Origin of the sequence: Streptomyces sp. NPDC016459, from assembly GCF_040632845.1 — a bacterium.
Classification (GTDB): domain Bacteria; phylum Actinomycetota; class Actinomycetes; order Streptomycetales; family Streptomycetaceae; genus Streptomyces.
This window is the reverse complement of record NZ_JBEYCR010000005.1, coordinates 130,598-148,991: the sequence shown is the minus strand read 5'-3', so window position 1 is coordinate 148,991 and position 18,394 is coordinate 130,598. Positions and strand designations below refer to the sequence as shown.

Below are 18,394 nucleotides of genomic sequence, written 5' to 3'. Positions count from 1 at the left end.
CACGCGCGCAGGGCCCCGGCCGCCTCCCGGCGCCGGGGCCCTCGTGCGTCCGGGCACCCGCTAGTCGTGCCAGGCGCCCAGCTCCTCCAGGAACTCCTGGAGCTGCGCGAAGAGGCCCGGAGAGGCCGCCAGGGTCAGGTCGCCCGACGCCGGCTCCCCCGGGCGTCCGCCGGTCAGGGCGCCCGCCTCACGGGCGATCAGAGCGCCCGCGGCGAGGTCCCAGGGGTTGAGGCCGCGCTCGTAGTACGCGTCGAGGCGGCCGGCGGCCACGTCGCAGAGGTCGATGGCGGCCGAACCGCCCCGGCGGATGTCACGGACGCGGGGGATCACGCGCTGGACGACGTCCGCCTGATGGGCGCGCCGGGACTGCACGTACGCGAAGCCCGTGCCGAGCAGGGCGTGGCCGAGGTCGGGCGAGGGGCGGACGGCGAGGCGCCGGTCCCCCGCGAACGCGCCGCCGCCGAGGACCGCGTGGTACGTCTCGCCGCGCAGGGGGGCCTCGACGACGCCGACGACGGTCTCGCCGTCCCGTTCGGCGGCGATCGAGACCGCCCAGGTGGGCAGCCCGTAGAGGTAGTTCACGGTGCCGTCGAGCGGGTCGATCACCCAGCGGACCCCGCTGGTGCCGGGGCTGGAGGCGCCCTCCTCGCCGAGGAAGCCGTCCTCGGGGCGGTGCTCGGCGAGGAAGCCGGTGATCAGCTTCTCGGCGGCGATGTCCATCTCGGTGACCACGTCGATGGGGCTCGACTTGGTCATCGCCACCGCCAGGTCGTCCGGCCTGCCGTCGCGCAGCAGCGCTCCGGCCCGCCGTGCGGCCTCCAGGGCGAGGTCGAGCAGTTCGGGGAGAAGCGGATCGGTCACGTCGGTCACGGGGTCGTCTCCTCAGGCGTACGGGCTGTCGGCGCCGGCCGCGGCGGGCCGCTCGGCCCTTGCCGGGCAGCAGCCGATCGGGCACAGGTCGTGGGAAGGTCCGAGCGCGCCCAGGGCGCACCTCTCGGCCCGGGTGCCGCGCTCGTGGGCGGCGCGCTCCAGGAGGAGTTCGCGGACGGCGGCGGCGAAGCGCGGGTCGGCGCCGACGGTCGCGGAGCGCCGGACGGGCAGTCCGAGTTCGGCGGCCTTCGCGGTGGCCTCGGTGTCGAGGTCGTAGAGGACCTCCATGTGATCGGAGACGAAGCCGATCGGGACCATGACGACCGCGGGCGCCCCGGAGCCGTGCAGCGCCTCCAGGTGGTCGCAGATGTCCGGCTCCAGCCACGGGACGTGCGGGGCTCCGCTGCGGGACTGGTAGACGAGCTCCCAGGGGTGGTCGATCCCGGTCGCCTCGCGGACGGCGTCGACGATCACCCGCGCCGTGTCGAGGTGCTGCCGGACGTAGGCCCCGCCCTCGCCGTGCTCGGTGACGGGTCCCGAGGTGTCGGCGGCGGAGTCGGGGATGGAGTGGGTGGTGAAGGCGAGGTGGGCGCCGTCCCGTACGGACGGGTCGAGTTCGGCGAGCGAGGCGAGGACGCCCTCGACCATGGGCTCGACGAAGCCGGGGTGGTTGAAGTAGTGCCGGAGCTTGTCGACCCGGGGCAGCGGGAGCCCTTCCGCCTCCAGGGTGGCCAGCGCGTCGGCGAGGTTCTCGCGGTACTGGCGGCAGCCGGAGTAGGAGGCGTACGCGCTGGTGGTGAGGACGGCGATATGGCGCCGGCCGTCGGTGATCATCTCGCGGAGGGTGTCGGTGAGGTAGGGCGCCCAGTTCCGGTTTCCCCAGTGGACGGGGATCTGGAGGCCGGCGGCGGCGAAGTCCCTCCGCAGCGCGTCGAGGAGCGCGCGGTTCTGGTCGTTGATCGGGGAGACGCCGCCGAAGAGGAAGTAGTGCTGCCCCACTTCCTTGAGCCGTTCCTTCGGGATGCCACGGCCACGGGTCACGTTCTCCAGGAACGGGACCACGTCGTCCGGGCCCTCGGGGCCGCCGAACGAGAGCAGCAGCAGGGCGTCGTACGGGGCGGGATCGTGCTGATCGGACATGGCACCGATCCTCCCACCCGCCCCTGACACCGGGCGGCGCGGCCCGTCCGTGGCCGGACGTCCGAAAAGGGACGACCGATCCGGGAAAAGGAGGATGACCGATCGACTTCAACGCCGTAGGCTTTAGGAGTTAATTACACGTGTTGACCAAGGACACCTCTTGCCCAGTCCCTACCGCGCGATCTTCCAGGCGCCCGGCACCGTCTCCTTCTCGGCCGCCGGGCTCCTCGGCCGGATGCCCCTGTCCATGATGGGCATCGGCATCGTGACCATGATTTCGCAGGTCACCGGCCGGTACGGCCTCGCCGGCGCGCTCGCGGCGACGCTCGCGATGTCCGCCGCCGTCCTCGGCCCCCTGGTCTCGCGCCTGGTCGACCGGCACGGGCAGCGCCGGGTGCTCCGCCCGATAACGCTGGTCTCGCTCGCGGCGGCCACCGGGCTCCTGATGTGCGTGCAGCAGCAGGCCCCCGACTGGACGCTCTTCGTCTTCACGGCGGTGATCGGCTGCGTGCCGAGCGTCGGCGCCATGACCCGGGCCCGGTGGGCGGCGATCTACCGGGGCGAGGAGCGTCACCTGCACACGGCGTACTCCTGGGAGTCGATCGTCGACGAGGTGTGCTTCATCTTCGGCCCGATCATCTCCATCGGCCTGTCGACGGCGTGGTTCCCCGAGGCCGGCCCCATGTTCGCCGGGCTGTTCCTGGCCGTCGGCGTCTTCTGGCTGACCACCCAGCACGCCACCGAGCCTGCCCCGCACCCGCAGCAGCAGGGCACCCGGGGTGTCTCCGCGCTCCGCTCCCCCGGCCTCCAGGTCCTGGCCCTCGCCTTCGTCGCGACCGGCGCCATCTTCGGCTCGGTGGACGTGGTGACGGTGGCCTTCGCCGAGGAGGAGGGGCACAAGGCCGCCGCGAGTCTCGTCCTGGCCGTCTACGCGCTGGGATCATGCCTGGCCGGCGCCGTGTTCGGACTGCTGCACCTCAAGGGCGAGCCGTCCCGCCGCTGGCTCCTGGGCGTCTGCGCGATGGCCGTGAGTATGATCCCCCTCCTACTGGCCGGGAACCTGCCGTTGCTGGCCGTGGCGCTCTTTGTCGCGGGCCTGTCCATCGCACCGACGATGGTGACCACCATGGCCCTCGTCGAAGCGCACGTACCGCGCACCAAGCTGACCGAGGGCATGACCTGGACGGGTACGGGCCTCGCGATCGGCGTGGCGCTCGGCTCTTCGGCCGCCGGCTGGGTGGTCGACGCGTCGGGGGCCGAGGCGGGGTACGTGGTGCCCGTCGTCTCGGGCGCGCTCGCGGTCGCGGTGGGTCTCCTCGGACACCGCCGGCTCCGCAGGCCGGCGCCGAACCGGGAGGGGCAGCGTGAGCGGGACGACAGCAGCGGGGTCGGGGAGCACAAGGACGGCGAACAGCCCGTGGCGTAACTGGGCGGGGAACGTCACCTCCCGGCCCGTACGGGAGGTGAGCCCGGCCTCCGCCGAGGAACTCGCCGAGGCGGTGCGCCGGGCGGCCGAGGACGGGCTCCGGGTGAAGACCGTCGGCAGCGGGCACTCCTTCACCTCGATCGCGGCCACCGACGGCGTCCTCATCCGGCCGGGCCTGCTGAGCGGGATCCGGCGGATCGACCGCGAGACGATGACCGTGACGGTCGAGTCGGGAACCCCGCTCAAGCGGCTCAACGTGGCGCTGGCCCGAGAGGGCCTCTCGCTCACGAACATGGGCGACATCATGGAGCAGACCGTCGCCGGGGCCGTCTCCACGGGGACGCACGGCACGGGCCGCGATTCGGCCTCGATCGCCGCGCAGATCCGCGAGATGGAGCTCGTGACGGCGGACGGCCAGCTGTGGACCTGCTCCGAGAAGGAGAATCCCGAGCTCTTCGCGGCGGCCCGGATCGGGCTCGGCGCCCTCGGTGTCGTCACGGCGCTCACCCTGGCGGTCGAGCCGGTCTTCCTCCTCACCGCGCGAGAGGAGCCGATGACCTTCGACCGGGTCACCTCGGAGTTCGACGCGCTGCACGCGGAGAACGAGCACTTCGAGTTCTACTGGTTCCCCCACACGGACAACTGCAACACCAAGCGCAACAACCGCAGCGCCGGCCCCGCGGCTCCTCCCGGCCGGGTCAGCGGCTGGATCGAGGACGAACTCCTCTCCAACGGGCTCTTCCAGGTGGCCTGCTCGCTGGGCCGCGCGGTGCCGCCGGCCATCCCCTCGATCGCCAAGATCTCCAGCAGGGCCCTGTCGGCCCGTACGTACACCGACATCCCGTACAAGGTGTTCACCTCACCGCGCCGGGTCCGCTTCATGGAGATGGAGTACGCGCTTCCGCGTGAGGCGGCGGTCGCGGCGCTGCGCGAGCTGAAGGCGATGGTCGAGCGCTCGCCGCTCAAGGTGAGCTTCCCGGTGGAGGTGCGGACGGCGCCGGCGGACGACATCACGCTGTCCACCGCCTCGGGGCGGGAGACCGCGTACATCGCCGTCCACCTCTACAGGGGGACGCCCCACCGCGCGTACTTCACGGCGGTGGAGCGCATCATGACGGCGCATGGCGGCCGCCCCCACTGGGGCAAGATCCACACGCGTGACGCCGGGTACCTCTCCGAGGTCTACCCGCGCTTCGCCGAGTTCACTGCGCTGCGCGACCGCCTCGACCCGGACCGGCGGTTCGGCAACGACTACCTGCGCCGCGTGCTGGGCGACTGACGGTCACCCGGCTCCCCCGCCGTCCGTTCCCGCTCCGGTCCCCGGGGCGGCCGGCGTCGGCGTCGTCGGGACCTCCGGCAGACCGGAGGTCCCGGTGGTCGGCTCCCGGGTCGGGTCGGTCGGCTCCGCCGTCGGTCCGGTCGGGGTCGGGGTGGGCGTCGACTCGCCGCCGGTGGAACCGGAGGGGGTCGGCTCCGGCGAGGAGGTCGCGGTGCCGGTCCGCCCCGTGTCCTGCCCGCCGGGGGGCGGGGCGCCGTCGGTCGAGGGGCTCCGCCCGCCGTCCCCGGGACGCCCGTCGCCCTCGACGGACCCGGACGGAGCGGGCGAGGGGTCCTTCTCGTCCTCGTCCGGCGCCCGTTGCCCCGTGCTCCCGCCGCCGACGACGGAGCCGAAGGTGGTGGTCCCCCGGGTCCCGCTGAAGTCCTGCCCGGAGACCAGTTCGTAGGTGGTGATGCCGCCCATGGTGACGCCGAAGACCAGGGCGGCGGCGATCGCCGGGCGCTTCCAGCCGCGGACCCGCGTGCCGTGGGTGGTCGCCGAGCCGAACTCCCCGTCGGACGGGAGGGGGGCCCGGACCGTGCCGAGCATCAGGGTGCGGTCGTCACGCGGGCCTCCGCCGACCGGGACCTGACGGGCCTTCGGCCTGGCGACGGCGGTCGCGCCGCGCACCTGCTCACCGGTGCGCCGGAAGAGGTGCTGGAAGAGCGGGCCGCCGCAGGTCGCGATGACACTGATCACACCGGCGCCCACGATCGTGCCGTACACACCGAGGGTGGAGGCGAGTTTGGCGGCGATGACCGCGGCCACCGCACTGCCCGAGACCTGAGCCATGCTCAGGTCGATCCTTCTCCTGCCGCCCTCCTTCTCCTCCGGTTCCTCCGTGTCGCCTTCCGGCCTGTGGCGCATCTCCGACCCCTGACGGCTCTTCCGTTCACCTTGCACCCAGAAGGGACAAATGGGCGAAGTGAATAGTTCCGTTTCTGCTGCTTCTGTGAAGAGCGACACGTACGGGGGAAGATCACGGACACTCAACTCCCGTACCGCCCGAGAAGTTGGGCGGCGCGCCGGTCCACCCCGGTGGCCCGAATGGAGTACATTGACGAACCCTGGGTCCGGACGCCTTCACGGGTGCCCGGGATCAAGGGGAGGGGGCCGGACACGGCACTCGAACCGGCGGCGCCGCGGCAACGCACGGGAACCGGCTGCACAGAGTGACCGTCTGTCACTCCGGGTAGCCAACAGGTCACCGTGTCATAACGGCGTTCCAGGGTCCACGCCCGACACGCCGGGCAACTCGGCAAGGTAGTGGCAGGCTGCACCCGGGCAGGCCACACTCGACTAGCGGAAGCAGCGACGCACGTGACGTCGGCAGGCACCACCCGGGAGGTCCCCATGCCCGAACTGCGTGTCGTGGCCGTCTCCAACGACGGCACACGACTGGTGCTGAAGGCTGCTGACAGCACGGAGTACACACTTCCGATCGACGAGCGGCTCCGCGCCGCCGTGCGCAACGACCGCGCGCGCCTCGGCCAGATCGAGATCGAGGTGGAGAGCCACCTCCGCCCCCGCGACATCCAGGCCCGGATACGAGCCGGTGCCTCCGCCGAGGAGGTCGCCCAGCTCGCCGGCATCCCGGTCGACCGCGTACGGCGCTTCGAGGGCCCCGTGCTCGCCGAGCGCGCCTTCATGGCGGAGCGGGCCCGCAAGACCCCCGTCCGCAGGCCCGGTGAGAACAGCGGGCCGCAGCTCGGCGAGGCGGTGCAGGAGCGGCTGCTGCTGCGCGGCGCCGAGAAGGACACCGTGCAGTGGGACTCCTGGCGGCGCGACGACGGCACCTGGGAGGTGCTGCTCGTCTACCGCGTCGCGGGCGAGGTCCACACGGCCAGCTGGACGTACGACCCGCCCAGGCGGCTCGTCCAGGCCGTGGACGACGAGGCCCGCGCGCTGATCGGCGAGACGGACGACACGATCGCCGCCGCCCCGGAGCCGAGCTTCCCCTTCGTGCCGCGGATCGCCCGGCTGCCCCGGGACAGGCCCCTCGACCGGGCCCTGGACCGCCAGATCGACCGGCCGGACCGCCAGCTGGAGCGGGCGCCCGCCGCCGTCGAGCCGGAGGACGAGCGGGACTCGCTGACCAGCCTGCTCGAAGCGGTACCGAGTTTCCGCGGCGACATGGTCGTGCCCGAGCAGCCCGACTCCGAGCCCTCGGAAGAGCCCGAGGCGGAGGAGCCGCCGGCCCCGGCCGCCTCGGCGGGCGCGGGTTCCGCGTACGCCGACGTCCTGATGCCGCGCGCGGTGTCGGGTCACCGCGACCGGCTCACCGGCACCACGGACCGCCAGGCGGAGGCGGACGGCGTCCGCCCGGGCCGCCGCGCGGCCGTGCCCAGCTGGGACGAGATCGTCTTCGGCACGCGGAGGAAGAAGCAGGACTGACGGCGGTGGGCGTGGCCGTACGCGTACCCGGGGCAGCCCGCGCCGGGTACGGCGGGCACGGACGCACGCCGTACGGAAGGCTCGCGCCGGGTCCGTGGCGCGAGGGGGCCCGCGCCCGGTATTCCGGCCGTGGTCGTACGCGGAGGGGGCCCGCGCCGGGTCCGTCGGCGTGGCCGTACGGAAGCCTCGCGTCGGGTCGCAGCCATACGCGGAGGGGGCCCGCGCCCGGTACCCGGCCGTGGTCGTACGCCCAGGGGCACGCGCCGGGTCCGTCGGCGTGGCCGCGCGGAAGCCTCGCGTCGGGTCGCAGCCATACGCGGAGGGGGCCCGCGCCCGGTACCCGGCCGTGGTCGTACGCCCAGGGGCACGCGCCGGATCGGTGCGGGCCCCCTCGGGCCGCGCGGTCGGACCGCGCTACTGCGGGTCCGGGCCCGTGGCCACCGGGCGGGCGGGGTCGGACGACCATTCCGACCAGGAGCCCGCGTACAGGGCGGCGGGGATGCCGGCGATCTCCAGGGCCAGGACTTCGTGGGCGCCGGAGACGCCCGAGCCGCAGTAGACCGCGACCGGGGTCCCCTCCGCCGCGCCCAGGGCGGCGAAGCGGCTCCTCAGGGCGTCGGCGGCCAGGAAGCGCCCCTTCGTGTCGACGTTCTCGGTCGTCGGGGCCGACACCGCGCCCGGGATGTGGCCGCCCACCCGGTCGATCGGCTCCACGTCCCCCCGGTAGCGCTCGGCCGCCCGCGCGTCCAGGAGCAGCCCCGCGCGCGCGTGCGCCCCCGCACCGTCCGCGTCGAGCAGCCCGAGCGAGCCCGGCTCCGGCCGGAAGTCGCCCGGCTCGGGCGCGGGGACCTTCTCCGTGAGCTCCCCCTCCCAGGCCGCGAGGCCCCCGTCCAGGACCCGTACGTCCTGGTGGCCCGCCCAGCGGAGCAGCCACCAGGCGCGGGCCGCGGCCCAGCCGAGACCGCCGTCGTAGACGACGACCGGACTACCGGCCGAGACACCCGCACGGCGCATGGCGGCCCCGAAGACCTCCGGGTCGGGCAGCGGGTGCCGTCCGCCGGTACCGGCCGGGCCCGCGAGGTCGGTGTCCAGGTCGACGTAGACCGCGCCGGGCAGGTGCCCGGCCTCGTACGCCGGACGGCCGGGCGGGCCGCCCAGCGTCCAGCGGACGTCGAGGAGGACCGGCGGCCGGGCCCCGGCCGACTCGCTCAGCAGTTCGCTTGCGGAGATGATGGGCTTCATGGGTGTCATCCTCGCGCAGCCGCCCGGCCGCGGAGGACGAACCCGGCGTCCTCCCCACGTCCGTCACCGCGGGGCACGCCACTCGTTGGTGCGACCGGGACGCGCCACGGCCTCTTCGGTGACACCATCGGACAGGGGCACGGGCACGACGACGGTCCGAGGAGAGAGTCACGATGACCGAGGCGACTCGGCGCACACCCGGCACACCGTGCTGGGTGAGTCTGATGGTGCACGGGCTTGACGCCACGCTGGAGTTCTACCACGCGCTCTTCGGCTGGGAGTTCGTGCCCGGTCCGCAGCAGCTCGGGCCGTACGTGCGGGCGCTGCTCGACGGCAGGGAGGTGGCGGGCATCGGCCGGCTGCCACCAGACCGGCATCTGCGGATCGCCTGGACCCCGTATCTGGCCACCGCCGACGCCGACGAGACGGCCGAGAGCATCCGCGGCTGCGGTGGGACCGTGGCGGTGGGCCCGCTGGACGCGGGCGAGGCCGGCCGGCTCGCGATCTGCTCCGACCCGACGGGCGCGGTGTTCGGCGTCTGGCAGGCGGAGGCGCACCACGGCACGGCGACGGCCGGCCCGCCCGGGACGCCCGTGTGGAACGAGCTCCTCACCTACGAGACGACGATCGGCAAGTTCTACCGGTCGGTCTTCGGCTACGAGGTGGAGCCGGTCGAGGCCGCCGACGAGGACTTCGCGACGCTCCACGTGGACGGGGTCCCGGTGGCCTCCCTGCACGGCGTGGGAAACGCGCTGCCCCGGGACCGGGGACCGCACTGGATGACGTACTTCGAGGTCGCCGACACGGACGCGGCCGCGCGGCTCGTCGTGGAGCTCGGCGGCCGTGTGCTGCGCCCGCCGCACGAGGGTACGGCGGGGCGGCTGGCCCTGGTGACGGACCCGGAGGGCGCGGTCTTCACCCTCGTCAGGTCCGCCGGCGCAGGTTGATCCGGTGATCCTGCGGGGCTGAGCGGTCGGCGGTCGTGCTCAGCCCCGCCTGGACCGTACGAGGTTCCGGCGGAGCCGGAACGACGAGCCGGCCTGCGGCGGGGCCACCGCGCCGCCCGGAAGGGCGAGCTGGGTCAGCCGTTCGGCGGAGAAGTGGTGCGCGGTCCCGGGCTCGGCGTGGTGCTCGGCCAGGTAGGCGGCCGCCTCCTCCCGCATCCCCGGGTGGCTCTTGTGCCGCATGCAGTAGCCGACGGCGCGGACGAGGGGGGTGAGCGACTCCGGCGCGGGGCCGGGGACGGTGGGCGTCTCGCCCCGCTCCAGATCCGCGACCAGGTGGTCGACGACCGTCAGCGGGATGCGGTTGCTGTTCTCGAAGGGGGTGAGCCGTTCGAGGACCTCGACCGTGCCCACGCGCGCGATGGGGACGCCGTAGTAGACGGCGGCGGTGAACATCGCCGTGGAGAAGCAGCCGACGACGAGCCGGAGCGCGCACCGCTCGTAGAAGGTCTCTGCGAGCAGGGGCCCGTCGAGGACGGTGAGCCGCACACCGGACCGTTCCGCCTCGTCGTGGAGCGCCTGCGCGTATCCGGCGGGCGCGCTCGGATGCGGCTTGAAGACGACCGAGCGGTGCCCGGCCGCGACCGCCCCGCGCAGCATCCGCACGTGCAGTTCCTCCTCCTCCTCGGCGGTGAGGAGGGAGAGCGCGGCGAGGTACTGGCCGAGCAGGAGCGCCGTGGGCTCGGCCGCCGTCGCCCGGGCGATGTCGGGGTCATCGGCTGCCTCCTCGGCGATCTCGGCGAGGACCTCGCGGAAGGCGTCGTCCGGGACGAGTTCGGGCTCGACGCCGTACTCGCTCAGGAGGAGCGGCCGCAGGCCCGGCACCAGGTCGAGGTGGAGGACCCTGCGGATGCGGCAGGCGATCGACTGCGCGAGGTCGTTGCGGGTCGGCCCGTAGCTCATGAGGCCGTCCGCGTAGACGTGGAGGGCGCTCTCGGGGAACGTGCCGGCCAGCGCCTTCGCGGGGTTGACCTGGATGGATTCGACGATCAGCTCCACCGGGGCGGTGCCCAGGTCCCACGCCGTGCGCAGCACGCGCTGCCAGAGCGGCGCCTCCTCGGGGCGGGGGGCCCAGGCGGCGGGGTGGTACGGGTGGATCGTCTCGTTCCAGTCGAGGGTCCCGTCGAAGCGGGCGGCGATCCGCTCGTATCCGGTCATGGTCTCCAGGCGCAGTGCCGTCTCCGGGATCTCGGCGTTGCGCGAGATCAGCAGGAGGCGGCGGGCGTCCTCGCGGGGGCCGAACTGACCGGCGTCCAGGGAGGCGGCGAGGGTGGCGGCGCCGTACAGGGTGGACACCTGGAAGATCTGCACCGGCCGGGAGTCGGTGGCGGGGACGGCAGAGGCGGGGGCCTGGGCGGCGGCGGGGGCCGTGTCGGGGGCCATGGGTCAGGCGGTCCTTACGGTGTCGCGCAGGCCCCGGAGGAGGGTGCTGCGGGGGGTGTCCATGGTCGCCAGGGTCTCGTCGAGGACGTGCTGCGGCATCCGGTGCAGCGCGTCGGCCACGTCGGCGCGGAGCCGCTCGGCGACGGCGGGGTCGTACTTGCCGACCTTGCCCATGTGGAAGGCGATCATCGCGCAGTAGGTGCGGACCGCCTTCGGCAGGAACCGCTCCGCCTCCGGGTCCCTGGAGACGTCGTCGAGCAGGAGGTCGTACGACGGGATGAAGTCGAGCTGCCGGTTGTCGGTGATCTGCGTGAGCGAAGTGGTGACGCCTCGCCGGTAGAAGACCCCGTGCAGGGAGAGCGCCGCGAAGGTGCGGGCCTTGAGGTGGAGGCGCCATACCCAGAGCCGGTCCTCGGCCGTTCTCAGGGAGGTCTCGAAACGTGAGGCGCCGTTCTCGAAGAGCCGCGCGCTGTACACGCCGAAGGGCACGAACGGATAATCCACCATCGTCACCATGCTGGCCGGCGAGATTCCGTCCCGGGGGTTCATCACCGTGTCGCGGCGCTTGGCGGGGGCGTAACGGATCTGCCTTTTCCGGCCCTCCGAGAGGACGTGGTCGGTCCGGGCGAAATCGCAGCCCAGACGGTCCATCCCGGCCACGGCGGCGGTGAGGTGGCCCGGCGCGTACCAGTCGTCGCCGTCGAGGAAGGTGAGGTATTCACCGCGCGCCGTGTCGATTCCCGTGTTGCGTGCCTGGGCGACTCCGAGATTCGTCTCGTGCCGGATGACGGTGGCGTTCGGCAGACGGTCGCGCCAGCGGTCGAGGATTTCCGGGGTGTCGTCCGTCGAGCAGTCGTCGATCAGCAGGAACTCGAATTCCGGATCCGCGTTGTTCGCGAGACTGCGCAGGGTGTCGGGCGCGTAGGGCCCGACATTGTGGAACGGTACGACGACGGACAGTTTCGGCACTCGGAATCCCCATACTGAATCGAACAGTTAAACGCCGCTACGGCGGGTACGGTAACGCCCCACTTCTCCGGGCGAACGATCCGCGCGTGCACTCCGGGTGAACTCTTGTCGTCTCCCGTGGAAAGTCCGCGCGGAGGTGTCTCCTCACCGCCGGGCCCGCCGGTGCAGGACTCCCGTCACCGCCAGGGCGAGGAGCGCGGCCCCGCCGACTGCGCCGCCGAGACGGAGCCCCGGGGGCCGGAACGAGCAGGTGACCGTGGTCGCCCGGCCGTCGAGCGGAACGGCCACGAGCCCCTCGTACGCGCGCGCGGGGCGGGGCTCCGCGCCACCGGCGGCGCAGCGCCAGCCGGAGATGCGGGGCGCCGCGAGCACGGCGGTGCCCGTGCTGCCGGGGGGAAGTTCGGCCGTGACCGTGTGACCGGTCGCTCGCACCCGTGAGGCACCGGTGTCGGTCAGCTGCCGTACGGCGGAGTCGAGCCGGGCCTGGACCAGACAGCCCACGGGCTGACGGGGCAGCCGCAGCCTCGTCTCGGGACTCAGCTCGATCCGCACCTCCCCTGACGGGGGCACGGCGCCCAGGGCCCGCATGGGGGCGCGGACGGAGGGCGGCTTGCCCTCGAAGTCCACGGGCCGCTCCCCCGCGAGGGTCGCCGCGCCCCGGTACTCGGGCGCCCAGAACCAGACCTGGGAGCCCGCCGGGCAGCGGGTGGTGAGGGTGCGTCCGCTCCGGGCGGGGGCCGGCAGCTCGTACACCTCGGCGCCGAGCAGGCGCTCCTGCCGTGCGAAGGCGGAGTCTCCGGCGTGGGTGGCCGGGCGTCCCGGCGGGCGGACGGTCACCAGCGGCGGTACGGGAGTGGTGGTGACGGAGACCGTGGCGCGGGGCGGCGCGTCCTGTCGTACCCGCTCCGTGGGGCGCGAGCGGATGCGGGTGCCGATGGAGAACAGGGCGTCGGTCACCGGGTTGTCGAGGGTGACCGGATGCCGGCCCTTGGCGTAGTGGCCGAAGCCGAGGGACGCCAGGGTGCGGGAGGTCACCTCGGCGGTGAGGCTGCTGTAGTAGTCGGGTCCCTGGCCGCCGACGAGGAGCACGTCGTTGCCGCCGGGGACCTCGCCCGGGTCCGTACGGTAGCGGGGCCAGGCGTCGGCGCGGGCCGCCTCCTCGGCCACGGACGTGTGCCAGGGGCCGATCCGGGGGGACCAGGCGACCTTGCTCCGCTGCTGTTCCTCGATCCGCTTCCCCGTGACGGCCGCCTCCCCCGCCTGGGCGACGACGAACAGGATCAGGGCGAGAACGGGCAGTACGCGGGCGGTGGTTCTCCGGGCGTTCGGCCGGACGTCGGATCGGACGTGCGGCCGGGTGTCAGGCTGGGTGTGCGTTCCGGCGTCGGGCTGAGTGCGGGGCCCGGCGTCGGGTCGTACGTGCGAGCCGGTGTCGGGCTGGGTGCGGGGCCCGGCGCCGGGTCCTGCGTTCCGCCGGGCGTTCGCGCCGGCGAGGAGAACGGCGGCGAGTGCCAGGACCGCGGCCGCTCCGAACGCGGGGTAGGTCCACCGGTCGATGTCGACGCTCCCCCGGGCCGCCCAGGCGAGCGACCCGAGCAGGGCGCCGCCCCCGGCGAGCGCGGCCGGTGTCGGCACCCCTCGGGCCGCCGAGAACCAGGCGGCGATGAGCAGCAGCCCGCACAGGACGAAGGTCTGACGGTACGGAATGCCGTTGGGCGAGGCTCCGGCGTGCCAGAGGAGGTGGGTCGGCTCCCACTGGAGGGAGAGCGTCACGACGACGATCGCGGCCGACCAGGCGGCACGCACGCGCGGGGCGACGGCCCGGTTGAACGGCAGGGTGAGGGCGAGCGCCAGCGCGGGCGTGCCGATGAAGAGGGCGGGGCTGGCCACACTGGCGGTGGCGGGCAGGAACCGGGCGAGGACGTCCGTCCAGGGGGCGGCCACGAAGGTGGTCTCCGGCGTGGGGTCGGCGACCTCGGTGCCGAGGAAGACCACCACGACGAGCGGGGCGGCGAGCCCGATGCCGATGAGGACACCGCGCGCGGCGCGGAGCGCCCCGGCGAGGCGTCGGCGGGCGGAGGCCGTCTCCTCGGCGGTGAGGAGCCGTACGAGGAGGACGGCGGCGGCGCCGAGGGTGGCCATGTACGCCGTGTAGAAGTTGGCGATCCAGGCCAGGCCGACGACGAGTGGACCGAGGACGGGGCGGCGCCCGGTGCGGGCCCACTCCCCGACGAGGCAGAGCAGCGGGAAGGCGACGAGCCCGTCGAGCCACATCGGGACGGACGCGCCGAAGTTGAAGGTCCAGCCGGAGAGCGCGTACGCGGTGCCCAGCACGGCGGCGACCGGCCAGGGTCCGGGGCGCAGCCGTAGGAGCAGCAGCGTCATCGCCGCCCCGGCCGCCGTGATCTTGGCGGCGGTGACCACGTACAGGGCGAGCTCGATGTGGTCGGCGGGGAAGAACACGACGAGCAGGTCGAAGGGGCTGCTCAGATAGGTGCCGATGTCGCCGAGGAAGTTGGAGCCGAAGCCGGAGTTCCAGTTGAGGAAGGCGTCCCCGTCCGTGTCGCCGAGGAGGAGGGCTCGCCAGTACGCGTGGAACGGCAGGTACTGCTGGCCGAGGTCGACGACGTTCCTGGTCACCGGCCCGAACGGACGGCTCCGGGAGAGCCGGGTCGCGAGGCAGAGCAGGACGGCGGTGAGCAGGGCGGCGGCGAGCGGCCCGACGACGGCCGGGGCCCGTAGGCCGCGTGCCGGTGCGCCGGGCGGGGCCGACGGCCCGCCTGTCCCCTCCGCGCCGTGGACCTCGTCGAGCACGGTCTCGGCGGCGGGGGGCACACGTCCTCCAGGGGGCGCACGGAACGGGAACGCCCGGGAGTCGTACGACAGGGGCGACCGCCATTACCGCCGAGTCGGGCGACCCGCAACCGATCACCAGGCGGTCTTCCGGTACACCTCGGGTGAACTCCCGGTGCCGAGGACCGGGTCGTCGCACCGCGTTCTTCGGGACGGCGAGGTCGTCGACCGTACGGTGTTCCGTCAGCGCGCCGCCCGGTCGGGAGGGCCTTCGTCAGGCCTGTGGCCCTCCTCTCGCTGGAGGGGCGCGGAGTGCCTCACGCGTCCTGTTCCCTCCCGAGGGGAGTCTCCTCCTCGACGGCGGGCACACCCGAGGAGGGAAGGAGCTGCGGGATGCCGTCGACGATCGGATAGTGCCGGCGCAGGCGTGGGTTGTAGAGAGCGCCCTTCGTCTCGTCGAGGAGTAGCGGGCCCTTGTCGAGCGGGCAGGCGAGGATCTTCAGCAGCGGGCTGTCTGGCTTCATGGCCGGGTTCCTTCGGAGGTGGGGGTGTTCGCGTCGTGTCGCGGCAGGGTGAGCAGGACCGTCAGTGCGAGCACGGTGCCGCCGAGACGCAGTAACAGCCGCAACGGGTCGTCGGGCAGCGGCTCGTCGAAGGCGATCGTGCCGCTCACGATGGTGAACACGCAGGTCACCGTCGAGCACACCGGAACGATCAGTGACGCGCGGCAGCGCTGCAGGGCGGTCTGCGACAGCACAAGTCCGCTGACCCCTGTCAGCAGGAGGAGGTACGGGTACGGGGAGGCGAGCAGGGCGGGCACGGAGCCCAGCAGGTCCGAGGTGTCCAGATGTCCGGAGACGCCCTTGACTGCCAGCGAGCTGACGCCGTAGATGAGACCGACCGCGATCGCGTAGGCCACCCCGGTGGTCGGCTGCCGATGGCGTCGGCGGGCGCGCCGTTCGGCGGCGGCGTAGAGCGCGATGCCGGCCACGAGGGTCGGCAGGCACAGTGCCAGCAGGATGCCCGTGGGAGCGGTCCGGCTGATCTCCTCGTTGGTCTCGTACAGCGAGGCCACCACCATCACGAGCGCCAGACCGATGACAGCCACCGCACGCCGCTCGCGGCCCGAGGGGCGTTCGCCGAGCACCACCGACGAGAGCACGAGAAGGAGGACGAGGCCGGACAGGAACAGGCCCTGGGCGGCGGCGATCGGCAGGGTGCGGTAGACGGCGAGCTGCGCGGCGAACCCCAGGGCCAGCGCCATGGCCCCGCAGATCCACAGCGGCCGGCCTGCCAGCAGGAGCAGGGCCCGGCCGGGCTGTGCGGCACTCAGCGGCGGCATGCCGGCCAGTGCCCGCTTCTCCAGGACGAAGCCGGTGCTGTACAGGACGTTCGCCACCAGCGCGGCGGCCACACCCCACACCACGCGCTACACCCTTCTCGCATGTACAAGGAGGATGGAAGCGAGCGACGGCATCCCGCAGGCCAGCCGGTCCAGCGGGCGGAGCGGGCGCGGGACTCCGTGGAACGGCGCGCCGGCGACCTTCACCACCTCGAACCCGGAGGCCGCCACGAACTCGCGGAGCGCGCGCGCCGTGTACAGCCGCAGGTGCCCCACGACCTCGCTGCCCGGTCTGCCGTGGATACCGCGCAGACTCACCTCGGAGAACACCGGCTGGACGCCGGCGAGCAACAGCGCGCGGTTGTACCAGGCGGCGAGGTTCGGTGTCGAGAGCATGAGGTGTCCGCCGGGTCGCAGCACCCTGCGGAGTTCGTCGAGGGCGCTGTCGGGGTCGACGAGGTGCTCGACGACCTCGCTGAACAGCACGGCGTCGGCGCTGCCGGAGGCGAACGGCAGCCCGCTGCCGGTCAGCTCGCCCCGCACGACCTGGCTCAGGCGCGGCGCCGCCCGGCGCAGGGCATCCTGCGACCAGTCGATCCCCACGACGCGGTGCCCGTCGAGCACGCGCGCGGCGATCGCGCCCGCCGAGCCGTCCCCGCAGCCCACGTCGAGTACGGTCGCGGCCGGGCGGCCGGGCCCGACGGGGCCCAGCGCGGCGGCCAGCATCCGGGCCTGCCGCAGTGTCCGGGCCTCCCCGGAGGCGACGGGAACGGTGGGGTTCTCGTAGAAGTCCCGCAGCCCGGGAACGCGCGGACCCGACGAGGCCACCGCCGCCTCGGGCGACTCGCCGGTTGCTGCCGTGCCGGTGGCTGAGCGGGTCATGACGGCCTCTTGTGGTTGTCCTGGGCGGCGTGGGTTCCGGTGGGTGTCGTGTGCGGATGGGGCGTGCCGGGCTGGTCCGGCCCGTCCGGGCTCCCTCCGCGTCCCTGGGCCGAGGACGCCTCGACGTCCCGGGCCGGAGCGTCACCGGCCGAAGCGTCGTCGGCCGAAGCGACCGCAGTTGAAGCGACCCCGACCGAAGCGTCCTCGGCCGAAGCGACCGCAGGTGAAGCGACCCCGGTTGAAGCGACCCCGACCGGAGCGACCCCGGCCGGAGCGACCGCAGGTGAAGCGACGCCGACCGAAGCGTCCTCGGCCGGAGCGGCCCCGGCCGGGCTGAGCGAGGTCGTCGCGAGCGACTCCGCGAACAGGTCCGCCAGTTCCGCACCGGCCGCGTCACCGAGCAGCGTGCGCGACCAGCGCAGCGTCACGTGCAGCCGGCCGCCGGTGGAAGCCGCCGCCACGCTCAGCCCGCGCGGCATCCGGGCCGGCGCGGAGAACCACACGGCCGTCGCCCGGCCGGCGTCGCCGAAGTCCAGCGTGTACGGCACGCGTCCGAGGTTGGTGACCAGCGCCGTCGACGTCCAGGACGCGGCCGCCCGGCGTGCGCCACGGGTGAGCACGCCCCGGACACCGACCGGCAGCAGCGGTGCGGTCAGCAGGCTCGCCCCGGCACCCATGGGCGCGCCGTCGGCCGACTTCAGCGCGCGGGTGCGCCGGGCGGTGGCGCCCAGCAGCCGTGCCACGGCCTCCGGGGCCGGCCGCTCACGGAGCAGCAGCTCCGCGTCGTGCGGGTCGTCGGAGGTCATGGCCACCTCGACGAGCCGGGTCCCGTTGCCCATCGGCATCTCCGTGCCCCGTGGACGGTCGTCCACGGGCATCGTGATCCGTACCGGACCGGCCGGCCGGCCGTGCGAGGCGTTCCAGCGACCGACCATCAGTGACGTGGCGACGAGCAGTTGGTCGTTGACGGTCCAGGACGGGAGGTCTCCGTTCGGCGCCGCACGCCTCGGGACGGGCAGGTCCGCCTGCACCATGCCGTTGCCCACGGCGCGGGCGCGCACCGGCCCTGGGCGGGAGTCCGGCGCGACCCGTACGGGGCGCGTCCGTAGGGTGCGGCCGGTCCCGCTCGAAGCCGGACCCGAGCGCCCCGGCCGGACCCGCCCGGGTACCGGGAGGGCCGCCGTGCCGCCGTACTGTTCGGCGGTCGTGGCGAGCACCCGCAGTCCCGAGGGCGCGTCGAGAGCCGTGTGATGCGTCGTCAGGAGAAGTACCGTCCCGGTATCGGGCCCGGTGTCCGTCCGGACGACGTCCAGGCGCATCGGAGGTGACTCCGTGAGCGGCGGGCACTCCGCCAGGGCGCGGGCCCTGGCCTGCGCCAGGGCGTCGGGTCCCCGCCCGGCGAAGCTCACCGGATCGGTGTCCGGCCGGCCGGTCAGCTCCCAGGCGAAGGACCGCCGGTACCGACGGCCCGGTACCTCTCGTGCCAGCACCCGGGGGTGGGTGAGCAGCGCCTGCTGGAACGCGGCCCGAAGCCGTACCGGGTCCAGCCTTCCGGGCAGGTGGACCTCGATGTGCACGCTCTCCGGTTCGTCGTCGTTCAGGCAGTGCCGCGACACCTCGTCGACGGTCGG

General features: G+C 73.7%; 15 protein-coding genes. 4 read left to right on the top strand and 11 right to left on the bottom strand.

Features of this window, described 5'->3' with window-relative positions; translation table 11 throughout:
• Positions 1-60: 60 nt before the first annotated feature.
• Positions 61-861: an inositol monophosphatase family protein gene (locus ABZ567_RS15345; protein WP_360789840.1), complete on the bottom strand. Its 801-nt coding sequence runs from the start codon at positions 859-861 to the stop codon at positions 61-63.
• Between the two features lie 21 nt (positions 862-882).
• On the bottom strand, positions 883-2,010 hold the full coding sequence (locus ABZ567_RS15340; RefSeq protein ID WP_360789133.1) for a ferrochelatase: 1,128 nt from the start codon (positions 2,008-2,010) through the stop codon (positions 883-885).
• Positions 2,011-2,170: 160 nt separating this feature from the next.
• Between ABZ567_RS15340 and ABZ567_RS15335 the strand changes: the two genes are divergently transcribed.
• Together ABZ567_RS15335 and ABZ567_RS15330 are read left to right on the top strand one after the other, a co-directional pair.
• On the top strand, positions 2,171-3,436 hold the full coding sequence (locus ABZ567_RS15335; protein WP_360789131.1) for an MFS transporter: 1,266 nt from the start codon (positions 2,171-2,173) through the stop codon (positions 3,434-3,436).
• Positions 3,375-4,715 carry a D-arabinono-1,4-lactone oxidase gene (locus ABZ567_RS15330; protein WP_360789128.1) on the top strand — a complete coding sequence of 447 codons (1,341 nt, stop codon included), beginning with the start codon at positions 3,375-3,377 and terminating at the stop codon, positions 4,713-4,715. Before ABZ567_RS15335 ends, ABZ567_RS15330 begins: the two co-directional genes overlap by 62 nt.
• A gap of 3 nt (positions 4,716-4,718) precedes the next feature.
• Here ABZ567_RS15330 and ABZ567_RS15325 read toward each other — a convergent pair whose 3' ends face one another.
• Complete coding sequence (locus ABZ567_RS15325) at positions 4,719-5,621, bottom strand: hypothetical protein (RefSeq protein ID WP_360789126.1); 903 nt, start codon at positions 5,619-5,621, stop codon at positions 4,719-4,721.
• Positions 5,622-6,074: 453 nt separating this feature from the next.
• Between ABZ567_RS15325 and sepH the strand changes: the two genes are divergently transcribed.
• Positions 6,075-7,148: a septation protein SepH gene (gene sepH, locus ABZ567_RS15320; RefSeq protein WP_360789123.1), complete on the top strand. Its 1,074-nt coding sequence runs from the start codon at positions 6,075-6,077 to the stop codon at positions 7,146-7,148.
• Between the two features lie 414 nt (positions 7,149-7,562).
• Here sepH and ABZ567_RS15315 read toward each other — a convergent pair whose 3' ends face one another.
• Positions 7,563-8,390 (bottom strand): sulfurtransferase, encoded by an 828-nt coding sequence (locus tag ABZ567_RS15315; protein WP_360789121.1) that lies wholly within the window; start codon positions 8,388-8,390, stop codon positions 7,563-7,565.
• 173 nt (positions 8,391-8,563) lie between these two features.
• Between ABZ567_RS15315 and ABZ567_RS15310 the strand changes: the two genes are divergently transcribed.
• Entirely contained in the window at positions 8,564-9,337 is a 774-nt protein-coding gene (locus ABZ567_RS15310; protein ID WP_360789119.1) for a VOC family protein, read from the top strand.
• 39 nt (positions 9,338-9,376) lie between these two features.
• Here ABZ567_RS15310 and ABZ567_RS15305 read toward each other — a convergent pair whose 3' ends face one another.
• The 7 genes from ABZ567_RS15305 to ABZ567_RS15275 form a co-directional block, all read right to left on the bottom strand.
• Positions 9,377-10,777 carry a polysialyltransferase family glycosyltransferase gene (locus tag ABZ567_RS15305; protein ID WP_360789116.1) on the bottom strand — a complete coding sequence of 467 codons (1,401 nt, stop codon included), beginning with the start codon at positions 10,775-10,777 and terminating at the stop codon, positions 9,377-9,379.
• 3 nt (positions 10,778-10,780) lie between these two features.
• Positions 10,781-11,746 (bottom strand): glycosyltransferase family 2 protein, encoded by a 966-nt coding sequence (locus ABZ567_RS15300; protein WP_360789113.1) that lies wholly within the window; start codon positions 11,744-11,746, stop codon positions 10,781-10,783.
• A gap of 144 nt (positions 11,747-11,890) precedes the next feature.
• The gene (locus tag ABZ567_RS15295) at positions 11,891-14,581 is read right to left on the bottom strand and encodes a YfhO family protein (protein WP_360789110.1); all 2,691 of its coding nucleotides are present in this window, start codon (positions 14,579-14,581) and stop codon (positions 11,891-11,893) included.
• A 275-nt stretch (positions 14,582-14,856) separates the two neighbouring features.
• Positions 14,857-15,063 carry a Trm112 family protein gene (locus ABZ567_RS15290; RefSeq protein ID WP_360789107.1) on the bottom strand — a complete coding sequence of 69 codons (207 nt, stop codon included), beginning with the start codon at positions 15,061-15,063 and terminating at the stop codon, positions 14,857-14,859.
• Positions 15,060-15,965, bottom strand: coding sequence for a DMT family transporter (locus ABZ567_RS15285; protein ID WP_360789104.1), 906 nt, complete (start codon positions 15,963-15,965; stop codon positions 15,060-15,062). The genes ABZ567_RS15290 and ABZ567_RS15285 overlap by 4 nt, the downstream gene beginning before the upstream one ends.
• Before the next feature lie 3 nt (positions 15,966-15,968).
• Positions 15,969-16,763 (bottom strand): methyltransferase domain-containing protein, encoded by a 795-nt coding sequence (locus tag ABZ567_RS15280; protein WP_360789101.1) that lies wholly within the window; start codon positions 16,761-16,763, stop codon positions 15,969-15,971.
• On the bottom strand, positions 16,760-18,379 hold the full coding sequence (locus ABZ567_RS15275; protein ID WP_360789099.1) for a condensation protein: 1,620 nt from the start codon (positions 18,377-18,379) through the stop codon (positions 16,760-16,762). The genes ABZ567_RS15280 and ABZ567_RS15275 overlap by 4 nt, the downstream gene beginning before the upstream one ends.
• Between the last annotated feature and the right edge of the window lie 15 nt (positions 18,380-18,394).

Excerpts from the sequence above, each read along its gene's own strand:
- ABZ567_RS15310 (WP_360789119.1), top strand. The coding sequence starts at position 8,564 with ATGACCGAGGCGACTCGGCGCACACCCGGCACACCGTGCTGGGTGAGT.
- ABZ567_RS15280 (WP_360789101.1), bottom strand. The coding sequence starts at position 16,763 with ATGACCCGCTCAGCCACCGGCACGGCAGCAACCGGCGAGTCGCCCGAG.
- ABZ567_RS15290 (WP_360789107.1), bottom strand. The coding sequence starts at position 15,063 with ATGAAGCCAGACAGCCCGCTGCTGAAGATCCTCGCCTGCCCGCTCGAC.
- ABZ567_RS15305 (WP_360789116.1), bottom strand. The coding sequence starts at position 10,777 with ATGGCCCCCGACACGGCCCCCGCCGCCGCCCAGGCCCCCGCCTCTGCC.
- ABZ567_RS15325 (WP_360789126.1), bottom strand. The coding sequence starts at position 5,621 with ATGCGCCACAGGCCGGAAGGCGACACGGAGGAACCGGAGGAGAAGGAG.
- ABZ567_RS15340 (WP_360789133.1), bottom strand. The coding sequence starts at position 2,010 with ATGTCCGATCAGCACGATCCCGCCCCGTACGACGCCCTGCTGCTGCTC.
- ABZ567_RS15315 (WP_360789121.1), bottom strand. The coding sequence starts at position 8,390 with ATGAAGCCCATCATCTCCGCAAGCGAACTGCTGAGCGAGTCGGCCGGG.